Below are 19,815 nucleotides of genomic sequence, written 5' to 3'. Positions count from 1 at the left end.
CCGATTTCCCTTTTTGCAGGGCTCCGTTGTGCGACGGCGAGCGATGTCCTACAGATTCCCGCAAGCTTTTTCCAAAGGGAGACTTCACCATGTCCGACGGCCCCACCTACGGCTTTGACACGTTGCAGATTCACGCGGGCGCGCGCCCCGATCCGGCGACCGGCGCGCGGCAGACGCCGATCTACCAGACCACCGCGTACGTGTTCCGCGACGCCGACCACGCCGCGGCGCTCTTCAACCTGCAAGAGGTGGGATACATCTATTCGCGCCTGACCAACCCGACGGTTGCCGTTCTGCAAGAGCGGATCGCCACGCTCGAGGGTGGCGTGGGCGCGGTCTGCTGTTCGTCGGGCCACGCGGCGCAGATCATGGCGCTGTTCCCGCTGATGGCACCGGGCCGCAACATCGTCGCCTCGACCCGGCTCTATGGCGGCACGGTCACGCAGTTCAGCCAGACCATCAAACGCTTTGGCTGGTCGGCGAAATTCGTCGATACCGACGACCTGGAGGCGGTGAAGGCGGCCATCGACGATGACACCCGCGCCATCTTCTGCGAGTCCATCGCCAACCCCGGCGGTTACGTCACCGACATCCGCGCGATGGCCGACATTGCCGATGCGGCCGGCATTCCGCTGATCGTCGACAACACCTCGGCCACGCCCTATCTGTGCCGCCCGATCGAGCAGGGCGCGACGCTGGTGGTGCATTCGACCACCAAGTACCTGACCGGCAACGGCACCGTGACCGGCGGCGCGATCGTCGACTCGGGCAAGTTCGACTGGTCGGCCAGCGACAAGTTCCCCTCGCTCAGCGAGCCCGAGCCCGCCTATCACGGCCTGAAGTTCCACGAGACCTTCGGCCCGCTGGCATTCACCTTTCACGGGATCGCCGTCGGCCTGCGCGATCTGGGCATGACCATGAACCCGCAGGGTGCGCATTACACGCTGATGGGCATCGAAACCCTGAGCCTGCGCATGCAGCGCCATGTCGAAAACGCCGAGAAGATCGCCGCATGGCTCGAGGCGGATGACCGGGTGGAATATGTCACCTATGCCGGCCTGCCCTCGTCGCCCTATCACGAGCGGGTCAAGGCGCAGTATCCCAAGGGCGCAGGCGCCCTGTTCACCTTTGCGGTCAAGGGCGGTTACGACGCCTGCGTCAAGCTGGTGAATTCGCTGGAGATCTTCAGCCATGTGGCCAACCTGGGCGACACGCGCTCGCTGATCATCCACTCGGCCTCGACCACCCACCGGCAGCTGACCCCGGAACAGCAGGAAGCCGCAGGCGCAGGCCCGAACGTGGTGCGCGTCTCGATCGGCATCGAGGATGCCGACGACCTGATCGCCGATCTGGACCAGGCCCTCGCCAAGGCCTGCGCCTGACGCGAATGACAGCGAGCGGCACCATGACGGACCAAAGAACCAATGCCTTCGGACAACCCATAGGCGAGCCGGTTTCGGGGGATTTCCCGCGCCCGGCTCCGCCAAGGACGCCGATGCGCGGTCACTATTGTTCCGTGGTGCCGCTCGACGTCGAAGCCCATGCGGCAGAGCTTTTCCGGGCCTTCGCCCGGGATGCGGACGGCAGGAACTGGACCTACCTGCCCTACGGACCCTTCGACACCGAGGCGGGCTTTCTGGAATGGCTGAGAGAGATCGGCCCGAAGGACGACCCGCTGTTCCACACGATCCTCGACGCCAGGGGCGTTCCGGTCGGGTTGGCCTCCTACCTCAGGATCGACCCGGCCAGCGCCGTGATCGAGGTGGGGCACATCCATTTTTCGCCGCTGCTTCAGCGCAGGCCCGAAGCCACCGAAGCCATGTTCCTGATGATGCGGCGGGTGTTCGACGAGTTGGGCTATCGCCGATACGAGTGGAAATGCGACGCCCTGAACGCCCCGTCCTGCCGGGCTGCGGAACGGTTGGGGTTCACCTTTGAAGGCGTGTTCCGTCAGGCGACCCATTACAAGGGACGCAATCGCGACACCGCCTGGTTCGCCATCATCGACAAGGACTGGCCCCGGATCCGCGAGGCCTTCACGCACTGGCTGAAGCCCGACAATTTCGATGCGGAGGGCCGGCAGATCACGCCCTTGAAGGCGCGACAGACGGATTGACCCGCCAGCGCGTCAATCGGCGATCTCGAACACCATCGACACCGACACCTCGACACTGATTTCACCGGGCGCGACCGGCACGTTTCCGGCGTCGGCCATCGCCATTTCAGCCCGACGCATCACCGGACGCGCGCCGCCGTGCTCGTCGATCGAGATCACCCGGCCCAGCGTCACCCCGGCGGCCTCGGCCAGTTGGCGCGCCTTCTCGCTCGCATCGGCAACAGCCCTGGCGCGGGCCTCGGCGGCCAGCGGCTCTGGTTCCTGCAGGGCGAAACTCAGACCGCCCAGATCATTGGCGCCCTTGCTGATGACCGCATCCAGGATTTCGCCCAGATGATCCAGATCACGAACGCGGACGAACACCCGGTTGGAGGCCACGAACCCGGTGATCCGGCGCTCTTCTTCTTTTTGCGGCCGGCCGCTCCAGATCGGCGCGACCGACAGGTTGCGGGTCTGGATGTCGCGGGGTTCAATTCCCTTTTGGTCAAGCTGCGACAGCACGGCGGCGACAGCCTGTGAATTGGCGCGCATGGCCGCGGCGGCCTCATCCGCCTGTGTCGTCACGCCCAATGAAAGCGTCGCCATGTCCGGCGCCGCTTCGACCGAACCAGTGCCGTTGACCGTGATGTGACGATCTTGCGCATGTGCCGTTCCGGTCGCCGTCGCGACGAACAGGGCCGCGAAAAATGCAAATATCTTCAAAACGCTTTCTCCCATTGTTGCACCGACAAGATGAGTGCGCGGAGCTTTGCCGGGCAAGCAGAAAACTGCCCTTTGCCTTTCCCTTGGCCGGATACTGCTTTAAATTTCCCGCGCGGGCGGCAAGACGTTCGCGCCGACCCTGAGCAGTACGGTTACTTCGAATTCATGAATCCTGCGTTTGCGCTGTCCCTGTCCATCGAAGGAATCGAGCTGCTGCATCGTAGCGACAGCGGCTGGCAGCCTGTCGGCGCCGTGCAGGTGGATGACCCCGATCTGAAGGGCGCGATGCGGGGACTGCGGGACCGCGCCCTTGCGCTGGCGGACGACACGCGATGCGAGGTGATCGTTCCCAACGATCAGATCCGCTGCATAACGATCGAAACCGGCACGCTTTCCGACGATGAATGGAGCAAGGCGGTCGAATCCGAACTGGCAGGCGCGACCCCCTACCCTCTGTCGGAACTCGCCTTCGACACCGTACGGAGCGGTGACGTCACCCATGTCGCGGCGGTCGCGCGGAATACGCTGGAAGAAGCGCGTGGATTTGTGCTCGAACATGGTTTCCAGCCGGTCGGATTCGTGGCGCATCCCGAACTGACCGACTTTCCCGGGGTGGCCGTGTTCGAGCAGAGCCCTCAGGGTGATCCGGCAGCAGGCCAGCCGACCCGCGCAACCGAAGGCGACCTCGCCGCCGCGGAATCGGATGCAAACGGCCAAACCGAGTCGGCAGAAGCCGTGGCCGATGCCCAAGCGGACGCGCCCTCGCCCGCCGAGCCAGAGGAGACGGCCCAGACCTCTTCGCCAGCGATACATCCGATTGCCGAGGCTCCGCCCATCGCCTTTGCGCCACAGAAACTTCCCGGCACGCCCCCGGCAAGCGAGGCCGAACGGCTGACCATCTTCGGCGCGCGCGATCAGGCGCCCGGTTCGCGGCGCCATCTTGTTCCGATCGCGGTCGCTGGCGCAGTGGCCGTGGCGGCCGGTCTGGTCTGGTTCCTGAGGGACCAACCCGAAGCCCCTGTCACTGTCGCCCAGGAGGAAGGCCCTGCTGCCGTCAACGACACTCCGGCACCTGTCGAGCAAATAGCGGTGTTGCCCGCGGCCGAGGTCGAGGGCGAAATGGCCGCTCTGCCCGCACCGCCCGAACAGGTCGATCAGGACGGCATCGGCGCGCCGGCCTTGTCCGCAACCGACACGGCGGTTCTCGACGCGCTGAGGATGGAACCGAAGCAGGTCGAAATTGCCGACAGCGCCGCCGATGCCGAACTGGAATTACCACGGGCCTTCTCGGCCGCGCTGGTGCTGACCGAACCGCCAGAGGCGCCGCATGTCCCGCAGGCGGATTCGTCCGACGAAATCTATTTGACGTCCATTGACCATGTGGATCTGTCGATGGACGCCCTCGCCCTGACCGAGGCAGGGGAATTCGCGACCGATACGCCGGTCGACCAGATCAGCTTGCCCGTATCCGCCGGTGCGCGTTTCGAACTGGACGATCGGGGCCTTGTCGCGGCGACCGCAGAGGGAACACTCACCCCCGACGGGGTGTTGGTCTATCTGGGACGCCCGAAGGTGGTGCCGCCCGCCACGCCTGACCGCACGGAGCCGGAACCGGAAGTCGATGAGGCCCGGGAAAGGCTGGCCGGCCTGCGCCCGCGCCCCAGACCTGACGATCTGGTCGAACAGAATGAACGGCAGAACCTTGGCGGACGCTCGCGCGAGGAACTGGCGGGTATCCGGCCCAAGCTGCGGCCGGCGACTCTGGAGACGAAGCCGGAGGTGGACGAGACCCCGACGGCCCTGGCCGTGGTTCGGGTTCCGGTGCCGAAACCGCGCCCGGCCAACATCGCCGTTCAGGTCGTCAAGGAGCCGCCCGCAAGCAGCGGCTCGCGCCGGACCGCCACGGGATCGGGGCGCAACAGCGAATCCGACGAGCCCGGGTCTTTCGCGGCCAGAACGGTCAAGCCCAAGGCCCCCTCGCCCGCATCGGTGGCGCGGCAGGCGACCCTGGAGAACGCGATCAACCTCAGGCGGGTCAACCTGATCGGGGTGTATGGCTCTCCGGCGAACCGCCGCGCGCTGGTCCGCCTGCCCAGCGGACGTTACAAGAAGGTGGCGGTCGGCGACCGGCTGGACGGCGGCAAGGTGATTGCCATCGGAGACAGCGAGCTGCGCTATCAGAAAGGCGGGCGGAACCTGACCCTGAAGATGCCCAAGGGCTGAGGGGTTTTACCCCCGCGCATTTCAAAACCCGTTTCCCGGATCGCAAAAAGCGCCGCGCGAGGGGGGCGCGGCGCTTTCCTATTCCGGCCCGCTCGCAACCGGGCCGGCCTCCCAATCAAACGATCAGGCGGCGTCGATTTCGCCGGTTTCGATCTGTTCGCGCTCGATCGACTCGAACAGGGCCTTGAAGTTGCCCTCGCCAAAGCCGTCGTCGCCCTTGCGCTGGATGAACTCGAAGAAGATCGGGCCGATCACGGTTTTCGAGAAGATCTGCAGCAGGATCTTGGTTTCACCGCCGTCAACCACGCCTTCGCCGTCGATCAGGATGCCGTGCTTCATCATCCGGTCCTTGGGCTCGTCATGACCTTTCACGCGGTCATAGGACATGTCGTAGTAGGTCTCGTTCGGGCCGGGCATGAACTTCAGGCCCTTTTCAGCGATCGCGTCGGTCGAGTCGTAGATGTCGTCGGTGCCGACCGCGATGTGCTGGATGCCCTCGCCCTTGTATTTCTTCAGGTATGACACGATCTGGCCGGTCTCGCCCCGGTCTTCATTGATCGGGATGCGGATCCGGCCGCAGGGCGAAGTCAGCGCGCGGCTGAACAGGCCGGTATACTTGCCCTGGATGTCGAAGAAGCGGATTTCCTTGAAGTTGAACAGGTCGCCGTAGAACTTGAACCACTTGTCCATGTTGCCCTTGTAGACATTGTGGGTCAGGTGATCGAGGTAATAGAACCCGTCGCCGCGCGGCTTGGACTGTTTCAGCCACTCGAATTCCTCGTTGTAGGGCGAGGTCTCGTAATACTGGTCGATGAAATAGATCAGCGAGCCGCCGATGCCCTTGATGGCGGGCACGTCCATCGTCTTGTCGGCGGCGTCATAGGGCTCGGCCCCTTTCGACACCGCGTGTTCATAGGCCTTTTGCGCATCCACCACGCGCCAGCCCATCGACGGGGCACAGGGGCCGTGCTCGTCCACGAATTTCGCGGCAAAGCTGTTCGGATCGGCGTTCAGGATGTAGGTGATGTCGCCCTGCTGCCACAGCTCGATCCCGGGCTTGTCCTTGTGGCGCGCAACCATTTCGAAACCCATTTTCGCGAAAAGATCGCGCAGCTCCTGCGGCTCGGGATGGGCGAATTCGACGAATTCGAAGCCGTCGGTGCCGGCGGGGTTCTCGTCGCTGATGACGGATTTCGGGGCGTTGTGGGGGAAAGGACCCATTGCGCGTCTCCTGTTTCAGAGGGAAAATTTTTGCTGAGTCGAAAATACCTGTTACCTGATGCTGTTTCTGCGCGTTCTTTTTGGCTAACCTCTATTTACACGCGGGAATTCCGCACTATTTCGCGAGAAAACGAGGAAACACCGCACATGCTGGATTCAACAGACACACGATTGCTGGCCGCGCTGCAGAAGGACGCGCATCTGACTGCCCACCAGTTGGGAGAGCTGCTGAACCTGTCGCCCAGCCAGGCCGGGCGCAGGCGGCAGAGGCTTGAGGCCGAGGGGTACATCACCGGCTACGCGGCCAAGCTGGACCCGCTGAAGCTGGGGCTGCACGTGCAGGGATTCATTCAGGTGCATCTGGGCACCCACGGCCCCGAGCAATCCGCCAGCTTTGCCCGCATGGTCAATTCCCGCCCCGAGATCACCAGCGCCTGGACGATGACCGGAGAGGCCGATTACCTGCTGCATGTCTATTGCGACGACTTGGCGGCACTGAACCGCTTGCTTCACGAGGTGATACTGCCGCATCCTGCTGTGGCACGAGTGCAAAGCCAGATCGTGATGGATCAGCTCAAGCGCGACGCCCCGCTGCCCACCTGACTCCCGGGAAAGGATCAAAATGGAAGAGTTTCTGTATCAGGCGTCGATCTATCTGGCGGCTGCGGTGATCGCGGTACCGCTGTCGGCACGCCTGGGGCTGGGATCGGTTCTGGGGTATCTGGCCGCCGGAATCGTGATCGGGCCGGTTCTGGGACTGGTCGGCGCCGAGACGGAAAACCTGCAGCATGTGGCCGAATTCGGCGTCGTGATGATGCTGTTTCTCATCGGTCTGGAATTGGAGCCCCGGGCGCTTTGGGACATGCGGGACAAGCTGCTGGGGCTGGGTGGCCTGCAGATCGGCCTGTCGACGCTGGCCATCGCCTTTGTCGCGGTCATGGCGAACCAGCCCTGGACGATCGCGCTGGCCGTGGGCCTTTCCTTGTCTCTGTCCTCGACGGCGATCGTGCTGCAGACCCTGTCAGAAAAAGGGTTGATGCAGACCAATGGCGGCAGGGCGACCTTTTCGGTGCTTCTGACCCAGGATATCGCGGTCATTCCCATTCTGGCGCTGTTGCCGCTTCTGGCAGCTGCGCCACCGGTGCAGTTTTCCAATGACGGCTCGATCATGCGCGAGAGCAGCGTCACCGAGGTCGGGGGCCATCACGAAACCCTGTCGCTGGTCGAAGGTTTGCCCGGCTGGGCGGTGACGCTGGTGACGATCGGCGCCATCGCCTTCGTCATTCTGGCGGGCATATATCTGACCCGGCCGCTGTTCCGCTTCATCCACGCCACCCGGCTGCGCGAGATGTATACGGCGCTGGCCCTGATGATCGTGGTGGGCATCTCGTTCCTGATGATGCTGGTGGGGCTTTCGCCGGCGCTTGGCGCCTTCCTGGCTGGCGTGGTGCTGGCCAGTTCCGAGTTCCGCCACGAGATGGAAAGCGATCTGGAGCCGTTCAAGGGGCTGTTGCTGGGCCTCTTTTTCATCACCGTCGGCGCAGATATCGACGTGGCGTTTTTCCTCCGCGATCCGTTGGACCTGATTGGGCTGGCCCTGCTGCTGATCCTGGTCAAGGGCATCATCCTGTTCGTGGTGGGGCGTGCCTTTGGCCTCAGGGGCCGCGACCACTGGCTGTTCACGCTGGGGCTGGCGCAGGCGGGCGAATTCGGCTTCGTTCTGCTGGCTTTCTCGACCCAGCAGAACGTGGTCCCGCCCGCGCTGGCGCAAAAGCTGCTGATGATCATCGCCCTGACGATGCTGATCACGCCGCTGCTCTTCATCATCTACGACCTGCTGTCCCGCCGCATCGGAGAAAAGCAGCCCCCTGTCGAGCCGGACAAGATCGACGAAAAAGGGCCCGTCATCATCGCCGGCATCGGGCGCTTCGGCCAGATCGTGAACCGGCTGGTTCAGGCCAGCGGGTTCAAGACCGTGGTTCTGGACAACAATATCGAAACCATCCAGCTGATGCGGCGCTTTGGCGTCAAGGGGTTCCTCGGGGATCCGACACGGCCCGAGTTGCTGAGGGCCGCCGGGCTGGAAAAGGCGGACGTTCTGGTGGCGGCCATGGATGACCCCAAGCAGGTCACCAAGCTGGTCGCCTATGCCCGCAGGCAGCGCCCCGACCTGCACATCATCGCGCGCGCCTATGACCGCAACCATGTCTATGAACTCTACCAGGCCGGCGCAAACGACATCGTGCGCGAGGTGTTCGACGCCGCGCTGCGGGCCGGGCGCTATGTGCTGGAGAATGTCGGGCTGAGCGAATACGAGGCCGCGCAGGCCGAGCAGACCTTCTATCACCATGACCGGCAAACGATCCGCGATCTGGCGGAACTGTGGATTCCGGGCGTTCCGACGGCGGAAAACAAGGAATATATCGAGCGGTCCCGAAAGCTGGAGAAAGATCTGGAAACCGCCCTGCTGCAACTGGCCGAGGAAAACGCCAAGAAATCGGCCTGACCCGTATGAGACGGATCAGGTCGTGTGTCTGTGCTGCGCACCCGGCCGGTTGTCAGCCGTCCGAGACCCCGGCCTCGGCAAAGGTCGCCATGCCGGAATGGCAGGCGATCGCGCTTTTCAGGATGTGGATCGCAAGCGCCGCGCCCGAACCTTCGCCAAGCCGCAGGCCCAGCGACAGAAGCGGCTCCTTGTTCAGCCTCTCCAGAACGGCCCGATGCGCGGCCTCGGCGCTCTGGTGGCCGGCCACGGCGTGATCCAGCGCCCCGGCCACGGAACGTTCCAGACAGGCAGCAGCGGCCGAGCAGATGAACCCGTCGAGGATGACCGGAATCCGCAGCAGCCGCGCGGCCGCGATGGCCCCGGCCATGGCCGCGATCTCGCGCCCGCCCAGACGGCGGAGGATCTCCAGCCCGTCCCCGTTGCCGCCATGCAGGGCCACGCCCTCGGCCACGACGCGGGTCTTGTTCGCCAGACCGGCATCGTCCACGCCGGTGCCGCGCCCGGTCCAGTCGGCGGCCTCACCGCCGAACAGGGCGCAGGCGATGGCGGCGGCGGGCGTCGTGTTGCCGATCCCCATCTCGCCGACGACCAGCAGGTCGGCCTCGGGGTCGACCGAGCTCCAGCCGGTTTGCAGGGCGGCGAGCAGTTCCTCTTCGCTCATCGCCGGGCCTTGGGTGAAATCCGCCGTGGGCCGGTCCAGATCCAGCGCGTGCACGTCCATCCTGGCGCCGGCGGACCGGGCAAGCTGGTTGATCGCCGCGCCGCCATGCTGGAAGTTCAGTACCATCTGCTCGGTGACCTCTGCCGGAAAGGCGGACACGCCCTGCGCGGTGACCCCGTGATTGCCCGCGAACACGATGACCTGCGGCGCGGAAATCTGCGGGCGCGCATCGCCGCGCCAGCCGGCATACCAGATCGCCAGATCCTCGAGACGCCCCAGCGCCCCCGGCGGCTTGGTCAGTTGCCCGTTGCGCTCTTCGGCGCCCTGAGAGGCGGCGGTGTCGGGCGCCGGCGCACCGGCCAGCAGGTCTCGGAATGTGGAAAGGTCTGTGAGTTCGGGCAGCATGGAAAGCCTCGTTGCATCAGAGTGGTGCTGCGTGTTTAACCAATGCACCCGTTGCGACAAGACCCGGAAAGGCCTGGGAGTGACCAAAAACGACACAAAACCCTTTTCCCTCTGGGACATACCGCTGGCGCTGGTCCTTTTGACGCGCCTGCCGCTGCCGCGCCTGCCCGACGGAACCTTTGCCCGCCAGGCTCGGGCCGCATGGGCCTTTCCCCTCGCCGGCCTGGCGGTTGCGACGGTCGCCTGCGTCGTGGGTTGGCTTGGCTTGCAGGCCGGAATTCCGACCTGGGCCTGCGCGGCTCTGGTGGTGGCGACCCTGATCGCAACGACCGGAGCCATGCACGAAGACGGGCTGGCCGACACGGTGGACGGGTTCTGGGGCGGATTCACGCCCGAACGCAGGCTGGAGATCATGAAGGACAGCCATATCGGCACCTATGGCGTGCTGGCCCTGATCCTGTCGCAGATGCTGCGGATTTCAGCCATCGGCGCGCTGGCCGCCGCGGGCGCGCTGTGGGTGGTTCTGGCCGCCGCGATCTGGTCGCGCGCCCTGATGCCGGTGACGATGGCCGCCCTGCCCAACCCGCGCGGCTCGGGGCTGAGCCATCGTGTCGGCACACCCGATGTCACGACATGCGCCGCCGGTCTGGCGCTGGCACTGGTTCTCGTGGCGCTGCTGGCCGGCACCGCAGGCGCGGTATCGGCCCTGTTCGCCGCGCTGGCCGCCATTTGCCTGGGCGCCGTCGCCAAGGCCAAGATCGGCGGTCAGACAGGCGACGTTCTGGGGGCGACGCAGCAGGTTGGCGAAATCACATTTCTGCTGGCGCTTGCCGCGCAGCTCTAGCTTGCGCCGCCGGTCTCGATGTTGAGCAGCCCGCCGCAATGTTTGCAATGCACGGCATCGGGATCATGGCGATAGAGGCCGCATCCCGGGCATTTGTAGCGGATCTTGCGCGGCATGAAGATGGCCTGCGCCAGCCGCACGAACAGCGCCACGCCCACCACCATGATGAAAACCGAGAACAGCTTTCCCGCAGGCGTGGACAGCGTGATGTCGCCGAAGCCGGTCGTGGTCAGGGTCGCCATGGTGAAATACAGCGCGTCGATATAGGGCGTCTCGCTGACGTCAGAGACGAAGAACACCAGCACGGCCGATGACGTGGCAAAGACAAAGACCATCAGGTTGACCGTCGCGATGATCGCGTCTTCATGCGTGCGGAAAAAGTTGCTGTCCCGGCGCAGGTCGCGCATCAGTTGATAGGAGTGGATCAGCCGCAGCGCCCTGAGGATCCTGAGAAACGCCAGGCTTTGCGTCAGGAACGGATCCAGCAGCAGCACCGCGATCACGACGACATCCGCCAGCGTGTAAATCTGCCGGAACAATTTCCACCTGTCCTTGGCGATCCACATGCGGGCCGAGAAGTCCAGCAGGATGATCAGGCCGATCATCATGCTGGCCAAGGTCAGAACGGGGCCATGCTCGAGATGCGCGGTGCCGACGAAGAAGGCGATCGTCACGGCGTCGAAGATGATCAGCGCATACCGGAAACGAACCGACACTTCGCCGAACCCCAGGTAGAGAACCCTGACCCTCTTCTTGAATCTGGACATGCGCGGCCTCCACGCCCCTTTCGGAAAAGTTAAGCGCGGTTGGGGGCTTGAAGGCAACAGCTAGCGCAACGAAAAAGGCCGCCCCGGTGCGGAGCGGCCTCAGTCCGGATCTACCTTCGATCAGGCTGCGCGCGAGGTCAGAACCTCATCCACCTGCTTGGCGGCCGAGATCTCGTCGCCGCCCGAAACGGCGGCAACTTCGCGGGTCAGACGCTCGAGCGCAGCTTCGTACAGCTGACGTTCCGAATAGCTCTGTTCCCGCTGGTCGTCGGTGCGGTGCAGGTCGCGAACAACCTCGGCGATCGAGATCAGATCACCCGAGTTGATCTTTTGTTCGTATTCCTGCGCACGGCGCGACCACATGGCGCGCTTGACCTTGGCCTTGCCCTTCAGCGTCTTCATGGCCTGTTCGATCACGTCCGGCGAGCTGAGCGAGCGCAGGCCGGATTCGTTGATCTTGTTGGTCGGGACCCGCAGGGTCATCTTGTCCTTTTCAAAGGAAATCACGAACAGCTCGAGCTTGAATCCCGCGACGTCCTGTTCTTCGATCGAGATGATCTGCCCCACGCCATGCGCCGGGTAAACCACGTAGTCATTCGGGCGGAACTCAAGCTTTTTCGACTTGGTCATACAGGTCTTTCCTTCACTTTGAACCGGAATGCGGGCACCAAAACGACCGCAACGGGGCGAGCGGGCCCCGTCAAGCGGTCAATTTATCACTAGCTTACAGCCCCACGGTGAGCATACTCACGGAGCACATCCCGATCTCTGTCATCATATAGATTGGATAATACCACAAAAAACGGCCGCCCGAAAGTTGACCCAGCGTAAATGAGCAAGAAACGCCCTATTCTCTTGGGACTCTGGCCCAAAGCGTTCTTGACCGCTAGCTCAACAGCGACCGAATCGCTCAGCCACCTTCGCCGGGCGCCTCGGAGAAATACTTCTCCATCTTGCCCTCTTCGCCGTCACGCTCTTCGGCGCCGGGCAGAGGATCCTTCTTGGAGACGATCACCGGCCAGATCTCCGCATACTTGCGGTTGAACTCGACCCACTGCTCCATCCCCGGCTCGGTATCCGGGCGAATCGCGTCTGCCGGGCATTCCGGCTCGCAGACGCCGCAATCGATGCATTCGTCGGGATGGATGACCAGCGTGTTCTCGCCCTCATAGAAACAATCCACCGGGCATACTTCGACACAATCGGTGTATTTGCAGGCGATGCAGTTCTCGGTGACAACGTAGGTCATGATCGTTTTCCCGTTTGCGGTTTGGGCGACTAGCTAAATCAGACTTGCCTCTTCTTCAAGGGAGGATCACCCCCCATTTCTGCGAGAAAGATCAAGGGTGCGCCGTTGGCGCTTGGTTGGCCGACCTTTTCCCTCGAATTTGGGGTTTGGCGGAGTTTCCTCCCGCTTTTCGGTCAGGTCGGCATACAGCGTTTGCGCCTCGGTCGCCGGACCTCGCCGAACGCCCAGCGCCACGATCCGAACCACCCTGACGACCCGGCCCTGCGCAAAGGTCAGAACGTCACCGGGCCCCACCGCAAAAGCAGGTTTGAGGACCCGGTTTCCGTTCACGCGCACATGGCCGCCGCCGACCTGCTTGGCGGCCAGGCTGCGGGTCTTGAAGAACCGCGCCTGCCACAGCCATTTGTCGATCCGCAGCTTGGCCTGAGCCTCGGCCATGGCCGGTCAGTTGCCCTCTTTCAACGCCATCAGCGCGGCAAAGGGGTTGTCCGGGTCGATGGCCTTTTCCTTCTTGGGCGGACGGGCAGAGAAGGTCTTGGCCCCTTGCGGCTTGGGCTTGCCGGGCTTCTTGCCCTGAGGCTTGCCGCGCGGCTTGCCCTTGCCCTGACCCTGACGCTGTTCACCGCGCGGGCCGCGCTTGGCCTGACGGTTGCGCCCCCAGGTGAAAGTATAGAAAACCTCGATCTCGGGCTCGTCGGATGCCGCTTCGTCGGCGGTCGCATCGGCGGCCGGCTCTTCGGTGGTTGCCTCGCTTGCGACTTCGGCGGCCTCCTCGGGCGTTGCTTCCGGCTCTGCGGCGGTTTCGGCAGCGGGTTGGTCGGCTGCTTCTGCCTCGCCCGTAGCGGCTTTTTCTGCCTCTGCGGCAGTTGCCGCCGGGGCCTGCTTGACCTTGACGCGCTCGCCGCGCTCGGCGTTGTAGCCCAGCCCCTGCATCAGGTCGGCGAACTGCTCGAGCGTCATGCCGGTGATCGACAGCATGTCGGCCTTGGCCTCGAACCCGCCGCGGCTGTCCTCGGAGCGCAGCATGTCAGCCAGACGTTCCAGCATGTCGATGCGAATGGCACGTTCACCGGCGTTGCGGTAGCCGCACATCGTGTCATAGCCCTTGGGCGCGTCATTGGCGACCGGGACGGTCACCAGACCCGGAGGCGGTGCCTCGGGGAAATCCTGCAAGCCCTGCGCCAAGGCCCACAGCACCAGACGCAGGCGCGTCGGCGCGGGTTTCAGCAGCAGCGGCATGAAAATGGTGAACTGGCCGAAACGGACACCGTGCTTGCGCAGGGCGCCGCGGGCGTCCTGATCCAGATCCTTCACTTCCTGCGCCACTTCGGCGCGGGGAAGAATGCCCATCGCCTCGACGAGACGGAAGGCGAACCCGCGCGCCAACCCGGTCAGGCTCTCGTCCCGCGACAGGTTCAGCAGCGGTTCGAACAGCGCGGCGATCTTGCGGTCGATGAAATGCTGCAGGCGGCGCTGGACCTTCTGCTGCACGTCCGGGCCAGCGGCCTCGTCCACGAAAACCTCGACCTGTGGCTTGAGCGGCTCGGCCCCGGCAACCAGCTTGCCGACGGCGTGTTCGCCCCACATCAAGCCGCCCTGTTCGGTAAAATCAATCTCGGTATCGGGCGCGTTGTAGAACCGGTCGGCCCGCAGATGGAATTGCGGCGCCAGCGCCTGCAGAGACGCCGATTTCAGCGCCTTCGCCTCGGCCCCCTGCGCGCTCTTGTCCGGGATGAACCGGAACCCTTCCAGACGACCGACGAATTCGCCTTCGACGGTCACTTCACCCTTGTCGTTCACTTCGGCCAAAAGGGCCTCCTTCTGTTTGAGCCGGCGCAACAGCACAGAGGTGCGCCGGTCCACAAATCGTTGCGTCAGGCGCTCGTGCAAAGCGTCCGACACCCTGTCTTCTACAGCGCGGGTTTCGGCCCGCCAATGGGATTCGTCGCGAACCCAGCCATTCCGCTGCGCGACATATGTCCACGTGCGAATATAGGCCAAGCGTTTGGAAAGCGCATCAATATCCCCGTCCACGCGGTCGATTCGGCGGATTTGCCGCGCCATGAAGTCCTCGGGGATCGCGCCGCGCTCGTGCAGATGCTCGTAGATCACTTCGAGCAGCCCGGCATGTTCCGCATGGCTGATGCCGCGGAAGTCGGGGATGCGGCAGACATCCCACAACAGCCGCACCGAGGCGCCATCGCTTGCGCGCGCCGCCACGCCGGCCACCTGCGCCAGCGATTTCAGCGCGTTCAGGTCATCGGCGGGGCGCGCCTTGACCAGATGTTCGCCGTCGGGGCCGACCTCGAGCGAGTCGATCAGCGCATCGACAGATCCGAACCGCAGCGCGGCGTTGCGCCAGTTGAGCTTTTTCAGCGGGGTGAAGCGGCTGTCCATGATGGCCTGCGCGACGCCTTCGTCCAAGGGCGGAGCCTCGCCGGTGACGCCGAAGGTGCCGTCGGACATGCCCCTGCCGGCGCGGCCAGCGATCTGTGCCAGTTCGTTGGGCGCCAGAGGTCGCATCCGCCGGCCGTCGAACTTGGTCAGCGAGGAAAAGGCCACGTGGTTCACGTCCAGGTTCAGCCCCATGCCGATGGCGTCGGTGGCGACGAGGTAGTCGACCTCGCCATTCTGATAGAGCGCGACCTGCGCGTTGCGCGTGCGCGGGGACAGCGCCCCCATCACCACGGCGGCCCCACCTTTCTGGCGGCGGAGCAGTTCGGCGATGGCATAGACGTTTTCAACAGAAAACCCGACGATGGCGCTGCGCGGGGGCATCCGGCTGATCTTTTTCGAGCCGGAATAGACCAGTTGCGACATCCGCTCGCGGCGCAGGAACTGCGCCTCGGGGACAAGGGCCGCGATCGGGCCGCGCATCGTGTCGGCGCCCAGAAACAGCGTCTCGTGCGTGCCGCGCATCCGCAGCAGGCGGTCGGTGAAGACATGGCCGCGCTCGGGGTCGGCGCAAAGCTGGATCTCGTCCACCGCCACGAAATCGGCGCCCATGCCCTCGGGCATCGCCTCGACCGTGCAGACCCAATACTGGGCGCGGGGCGGAACGATTCGCTCTTCGCCCGTCACCAGCGCCACGACCGAGGGGCCGCGGATGGCGACGATCTTGTCATAGATCTCGCGCGCCAGCAGACGCAGCGGCAGGCCGATGACGCCGGTCCGGTGCCCCAGCATCCGTTCGACGGCGTAATGGGTTTTGCCTGTGTTGGTTGGGCCGAGAACGGCCACGATTCGGGATGACCCGCTCACCTTTGCCCCCTGCCCCGCCTTTCGGGGTCCTAGAGTGCCTTGCCCTCGATCTGGGGCTTCAGCCGATTCACGGCATTGGTTACTTCCTCGTGGTGGGGATGTATAGCCAGCGCGCGGGAATAGGCCTCGTAAGCCTGTTCAGGCCTCTCCATCGCCTCGAAAACCGCGCCCAGACCGAAAATCGCATCATAGTGGTTCGGGTTCAGCGCCAGGGTGCGTTCGAGATCGGCCAGCGCCATGCCATAACGCTCGATCGCGAAAAACACCGATGCCCGCGCGTGCCAGCCCTCGGCGAAATCAGGCGCATGGTCCGTCAGCGCCGTGAGGTGGTCGAGCGCCGCCTCGATATCGCCGCTGTCCATGGCCTTTCTCGCGCGCTCCAGCAGCAGGTCCGCCGAGGCAGAGCCGGATTTCCCCCAAAGCGCCTTGAGTTGCCGGTCGATCCGCAGGGCCTGTGCGGGATCGGCCTGCGCCAGTTGCTCAAGCAAAGCCGCCTCATCCTGGGAATCCGCCTCTTGGGCGATGCCGCTTCCGGAAAACGTGACTATCATCGCGATTGCCGCGACGATACCTTTGAGATCGGGGTATGCAATGCTCATAACAAGGGTCACTGTAGCGTGGTGCCGAAAGATGTCCAATCGCGGCGCCCTAACAACACGAGGAATACCATGAGTGACATTCTTGAAAAGGCCGCGGCCGCTCTGAACGAAAAGCTGGCCGGTGGAGCATTCGACGCCTCGGCCAAGTTCGCCATCGCCGATCTGGGCGCCATCGTTCTGGACGCCGACGGCGCGCGCGTGAGCGATGATGACGCCGACGTGACCCTGAGCGCCGATGCCGACACGTTCGAACAGATCCTCAGCGGCGACCTGAACCCCACGGGCGCGTTCATGTCCGGCAAGCTGACCATCGACGGTGACATGGGCATCGCCATGAAACTGGCATCGGTGCTGGCCTGATGACGCTGACGCCGGCCCCATTCTTCGAAGACGTGGCCGGCGGCCCCGCCGGTGGTCAGGCCCATTGGGTGCAGACCGCGGACGGGATCCGCATCCGTGTTGGCCATTGGCGCCCCGAGGATGCGACGGGCGGCACGGTGATGATGTTCCCCGGCCGCACCGAATATGTCGAGAAATACGGCGATGCCGCGCGCGAGTTCGTCGGGCGCGGTTTTGCCTTTCTGGCCGTGGATTGGCGAGGTCAGGGGCTGGCCGATCGCCTGCTGCCCGACCCGCGCGTCGGCCATGTCGAGAAATTTCCCGACTATCAGAAGGACGTGGCAGCGGTCATGCAACTGGCCGAAGAACTGGACCTGCCGAAACCCTGGTATGTCATCGGGCACTCGATGGGCGGAGCCATCGGACTGCGCGCGGTCATCGAACGGGGTGGTTTCAGCGCCTGCGCCTTCACCGGACCGATGTGGGGGATATTTTTCTCGCCGGTCATGAAACCGCTCAGCCAGATCACCGCCTATTGGGGCCCGCGATTCGGGTTCGGGCACAAGACGCCGCCCACGACGTCTCTGGACAGCTATGTCGCCACCCAGCCGTTCGAGGGCAACGTCCTGACCCGCGATCCGGACATGTACCGGATGATGAAGGATCAACTGGCCGCCCATCCCGAACTGGCGCTTGGCGCCCCGTCCACGATATGGCTGCGCGAGGCCCTGGACGAATGCAAATGGCTGATGAGCCAGCCTGCCCCCGACCTGCCCTGCCTGACCTTCATGGGCGGGCACGAGCAGATCGTCGACCGCAAGGCGATCCGCAAGCGGATGGCCAACTGGCCCAAGGGGCAACTGGTGGAAATCCCCGATGGCGAGCATGAAGTCCTGATGGAAGGGCCGGAAGTCAGAGGTCAGGTTTACCTGCAGATCTCGGACCTGTTTCAGGCCAACCATCCCAACGGCCAACTCAAGTCCGCCTGACACCACCGCTTAGCGAGGGATGACCGGCGCAAACGGGCGTCGCAGCTTGTGATCGCCTCTGCGCGCGCATAGATGTTGGCAAACGCAATTTCACGAGGTGTTCGATGATCCGTCTTCCCTTTCCCGTTCGTGACGCCAACGCAAGCAGCGGCCCCGGCGATCTGGGCGATCTGCCCGAGTGGGATCTGACCGATCTCTATACGTCCGAGGACGCGCCCGAACTGGCCCGCGACCTGGAATGGCTGGAAAAGGAATGCGCGGCCTTCGCGGCGGATTACGAGGGCAAGCTGGCCGATCTGGATGCCGACGGCCTGCTGACCTGCGTCAAGCGCAACGAAAAGATCAACACCGTCGCCGGGCGCATCATGTCCTTTGCCGGGCTGCGCTATTACCAGCTGACCACGGATGCCGAGCGCGCCAAGTTCCTGTCGGACATGCAGGAAAAGATCACCGTCTTCACCACGCCCTTGGTGTTCTTCACGCTGGAACTGAACCGGATCGAGGATGACGTTCTCAAGGCGCATCTCGCCGCCAATGCCGAACTGGCCCGCTATGACTCGGTGTTCCGCCGCATCCGGGCGATGAAGCCCTACCAGTTGTCCGACGAGTTGGAGCGGTTCCTGCACGATCTGGGCGTCGTGGGCGATGCCTGGGAGCGGCTCTTCGACGAAACCATCGCCGGCCTCAGCTTTACCGTCGATGGCGAAGAGCTGAACATCGAGGGCACGCTCAACCTGCTGACCGACAAGGACCGCGCCAAGCGCGAGGCCGCCGCCCGAGAACTGGCCCGCGTATTCCAGGACAACATCAAGATCTTCGCCCGCGTCCACAACACGCAGGCCAAGGAAAAGGAAATCATCGACCGCTGGCGCAAGATGCCGACACCGCAGACCGGCCGCCATCTGTCCAACGACGTGGAACCCGAGGTCGTCGAAGCCCTGCGCGAGGCGGTCGTGGCCGCCTATCCGAAACTCAGCCACCGTTACTACGAGCTCAAGCGGAAATGGCTGGGTCTCGACAAGATGCAGGTCTGGGACCGCAACGCGCCGCTGCCGATGGAGGATACCCGCATCGTCAGCTGGGCCGAGGCCGAAAAGACGGTGATGGATGCCTACGAAGCCTTTGACCCGCGCATGGCCGAGGTCGCCGCGCCCTTCTTCTCGAAAGGCTGGATCGACGCCGCCGTGAAACCGGGCAAGGCCCCCGGCGCCTTTGCGCACCCGACGGTGACCGAGGTACACCCCTATGTCATGCTCAACTATCTCGGCAAGCCGCGCGACGTGATGACCCTGGCCCACGAGCTCGGCCACGGCGTGCATCAGGTTCTGGCCGCCGATCAGGGCGAGATGCTGTCATCGACCCCGCTGACGCTGGCCGAGACCGCCAGCGTCTTCGGCGAGATGCTGACCTTCCGCAAGATGCTGGATCAGGCCGAAACGCCCGAACAGCGCAAGGTGCTGCTGGCCGGCAAGGTCGAGGACATGATCAACACGGTGGTCCGCCAGATCGCCTTCTACGACTTTGAATGCAAGCTGCACACCGCACGCCGCGAGGGCGAACTGACCCCCGACGACATCAACGCCCTGTGGATGAGCGTGCAGGCCGAGTCGCTTGGCCCCGCATTCGAGTTCATGGAGGGCTACGAGACCTTCTGGGCCTATATCCCCCACTTCGTGCATTCGCCCTTCTACGTCTATGCCTATGCCTTCGGCGACGGGCTGGTGAACGCGCTCTACTCGGTCTACGCCAGCGGCGCCGAAGGGTTCGAGGACAAGTATTTCAAGATGCTCAAGGCGGGTGGCTCCAAGCACCACAAAGAGCTGCTGGCCCCCTTCGGACTGGACGCCAGCGACCCGAAGTTCTGGGACAAGGGCCTGTCGATGATCTCGGGCTTCATCGACGAGCTCGAGGCGATGGAGCAGTAATACCCCAT

Annotated in this window: 18 protein-coding genes; 9 read left to right on the top strand and 9 right to left on the bottom strand. The window is 64.1% G+C overall.

All coding sequences use genetic code 11. The features are described from left to right. The first annotated feature begins 89 nt into the window (after positions 1-89). Positions 90-1,382, top strand: coding sequence for an O-acetylhomoserine aminocarboxypropyltransferase/cysteine synthase family protein (locus tag AVO45_RS01915; RefSeq protein ID WP_068343976.1), 1,293 nt, complete (start codon positions 90-92; stop codon positions 1,380-1,382). Positions 1,383-1,405: 23 nt separating this feature from the next. Then, positions 1,406-2,116: a GNAT family N-acetyltransferase gene (locus AVO45_RS01910; protein WP_068343974.1), complete on the top strand. Its 711-nt coding sequence runs from the start codon at positions 1,406-1,408 to the stop codon at positions 2,114-2,116. Between the two features lie 12 nt (positions 2,117-2,128). On the opposite strand, the gene AVO45_RS01905 is transcribed toward AVO45_RS01910, so the two are convergent. Next, positions 2,129-2,818 (bottom strand): SIMPL domain-containing protein, encoded by a 690-nt coding sequence (locus tag AVO45_RS01905; protein ID WP_068344679.1) that lies wholly within the window; start codon positions 2,816-2,818, stop codon positions 2,129-2,131. Between the two features lie 165 nt (positions 2,819-2,983). On the opposite strand from AVO45_RS01905, the gene AVO45_RS01900 reads away from it, so the two are divergent. After that, the gene (locus AVO45_RS01900; protein ID WP_068343972.1) at positions 2,984-5,041 is read left to right on the top strand and encodes a hypothetical protein; all 2,058 of its coding nucleotides are present in this window, start codon (positions 2,984-2,986) and stop codon (positions 5,039-5,041) included. A gap of 123 nt (positions 5,042-5,164) precedes the next feature. Here AVO45_RS01900 and hppD read toward each other — a convergent pair whose 3' ends face one another. Further along, the gene (hppD, locus tag AVO45_RS01895; RefSeq protein ID WP_068343969.1) at positions 5,165-6,262 is read right to left on the bottom strand and encodes a 4-hydroxyphenylpyruvate dioxygenase; all 1,098 of its coding nucleotides are present in this window, start codon (positions 6,260-6,262) and stop codon (positions 5,165-5,167) included. Positions 6,263-6,409: 147 nt separating this feature from the next. Between hppD and AVO45_RS01890 the strand changes: the two genes are divergently transcribed. Beyond that, positions 6,410-6,865, top strand: coding sequence for an Lrp/AsnC family transcriptional regulator (locus AVO45_RS01890; protein ID WP_068343967.1), 456 nt, complete (start codon positions 6,410-6,412; stop codon positions 6,863-6,865). Positions 6,866-6,884: 19 nt separating this feature from the next. After that, on the top strand, positions 6,885-8,768 hold the full coding sequence (locus tag AVO45_RS01885; RefSeq protein ID WP_068343965.1) for a monovalent cation:proton antiporter-2 (CPA2) family protein: 1,884 nt from the start codon (positions 6,885-6,887) through the stop codon (positions 8,766-8,768). 52 nt (positions 8,769-8,820) lie between these two features. On the opposite strand, the gene cobT is transcribed toward AVO45_RS01885, so the two are convergent. Next, positions 8,821-9,834: a nicotinate-nucleotide--dimethylbenzimidazole phosphoribosyltransferase gene (gene cobT / locus AVO45_RS01880; RefSeq protein WP_068343963.1), complete on the bottom strand. Its 1,014-nt coding sequence runs from the start codon at positions 9,832-9,834 to the stop codon at positions 8,821-8,823. Positions 9,835-9,913: 79 nt separating this feature from the next. Between cobT and cobS the strand changes: the two genes are divergently transcribed. Next, a complete protein-coding gene (gene cobS, locus AVO45_RS01875) occupies positions 9,914-10,678 on the top strand; it encodes an adenosylcobinamide-GDP ribazoletransferase (protein ID WP_068343960.1) in 765 nt (254 codons plus the stop codon). Here cobS and AVO45_RS01870 read toward each other — a convergent pair. The 6 genes from AVO45_RS01870 to AVO45_RS01845 form a co-directional block, all read right to left on the bottom strand. Further along, on the bottom strand, positions 10,675-11,445 hold the full coding sequence (locus AVO45_RS01870; protein ID WP_068343958.1) for an ion channel: 771 nt from the start codon (positions 11,443-11,445) through the stop codon (positions 10,675-10,677). The two genes, cobS and AVO45_RS01870, sit on opposite strands and share 4 nt — an antisense overlap. Before the next feature lie 120 nt (positions 11,446-11,565). Next, entirely contained in the window at positions 11,566-12,075 is a 510-nt protein-coding gene (locus AVO45_RS01865) for a CarD family transcriptional regulator (protein ID WP_068343957.1), read from the bottom strand. Between the two features lie 280 nt (positions 12,076-12,355). Then, positions 12,356-12,694 (bottom strand): ferredoxin FdxA, encoded by a 339-nt coding sequence (gene fdxA / locus AVO45_RS01860; RefSeq protein ID WP_068343956.1) that lies wholly within the window; start codon positions 12,692-12,694, stop codon positions 12,356-12,358. A gap of 66 nt (positions 12,695-12,760) precedes the next feature. Beyond that, positions 12,761-13,132, bottom strand: coding sequence for an RNA-binding S4 domain-containing protein (locus AVO45_RS01855; RefSeq protein ID WP_068343954.1), 372 nt, complete (start codon positions 13,130-13,132; stop codon positions 12,761-12,763). A gap of 6 nt (positions 13,133-13,138) precedes the next feature. Next, complete coding sequence (locus AVO45_RS01850; RefSeq protein WP_068343952.1) at positions 13,139-15,955, bottom strand: helicase-related protein; 2,817 nt, start codon at positions 15,953-15,955, stop codon at positions 13,139-13,141. 29 nt (positions 15,956-15,984) lie between these two features. Next, positions 15,985-16,554: a tetratricopeptide repeat protein gene (locus tag AVO45_RS01845; RefSeq protein WP_068343951.1), complete on the bottom strand. Its 570-nt coding sequence runs from the start codon at positions 16,552-16,554 to the stop codon at positions 15,985-15,987. A 69-nt stretch (positions 16,555-16,623) separates the two neighbouring features. Here AVO45_RS01845 and AVO45_RS01840 point away from each other — a divergent pair, with 69 nt between their 5' ends. The 3 genes from AVO45_RS01840 (at position 16,624) to AVO45_RS01830 (ending at position 19,807) form a co-directional block, all read left to right on the top strand. Continuing rightward, positions 16,624-16,914, top strand: a complete 291-nt coding sequence (locus AVO45_RS01840) for an SCP2 sterol-binding domain-containing protein (RefSeq protein ID WP_068343948.1) — start codon at positions 16,624-16,626, stop codon at positions 16,912-16,914. Continuing rightward, positions 16,914-17,882, top strand: coding sequence for an alpha/beta hydrolase (locus AVO45_RS01835; RefSeq protein ID WP_082688624.1), 969 nt, complete (start codon positions 16,914-16,916; stop codon positions 17,880-17,882). Before AVO45_RS01840 ends, AVO45_RS01835 begins: the two co-directional genes overlap by 1 nt. Positions 17,883-17,986: 104 nt before the next feature. Next, a complete protein-coding gene (locus AVO45_RS01830; protein ID WP_068343942.1) occupies positions 17,987-19,807 on the top strand; it encodes a M3 family oligoendopeptidase in 1,821 nt (606 codons plus the stop codon). Positions 19,808-19,815: the final 8 nt, after the last annotated feature.

The sequence above is a fragment of the Ruegeria marisrubri genome, from assembly GCF_001507595.1.
Classification (GTDB): domain Bacteria; phylum Pseudomonadota; class Alphaproteobacteria; order Rhodobacterales; family Rhodobacteraceae; genus Ruegeria; species Ruegeria marisrubri.
This window is presented reverse-complemented; position numbering and strand designations above follow the sequence as displayed.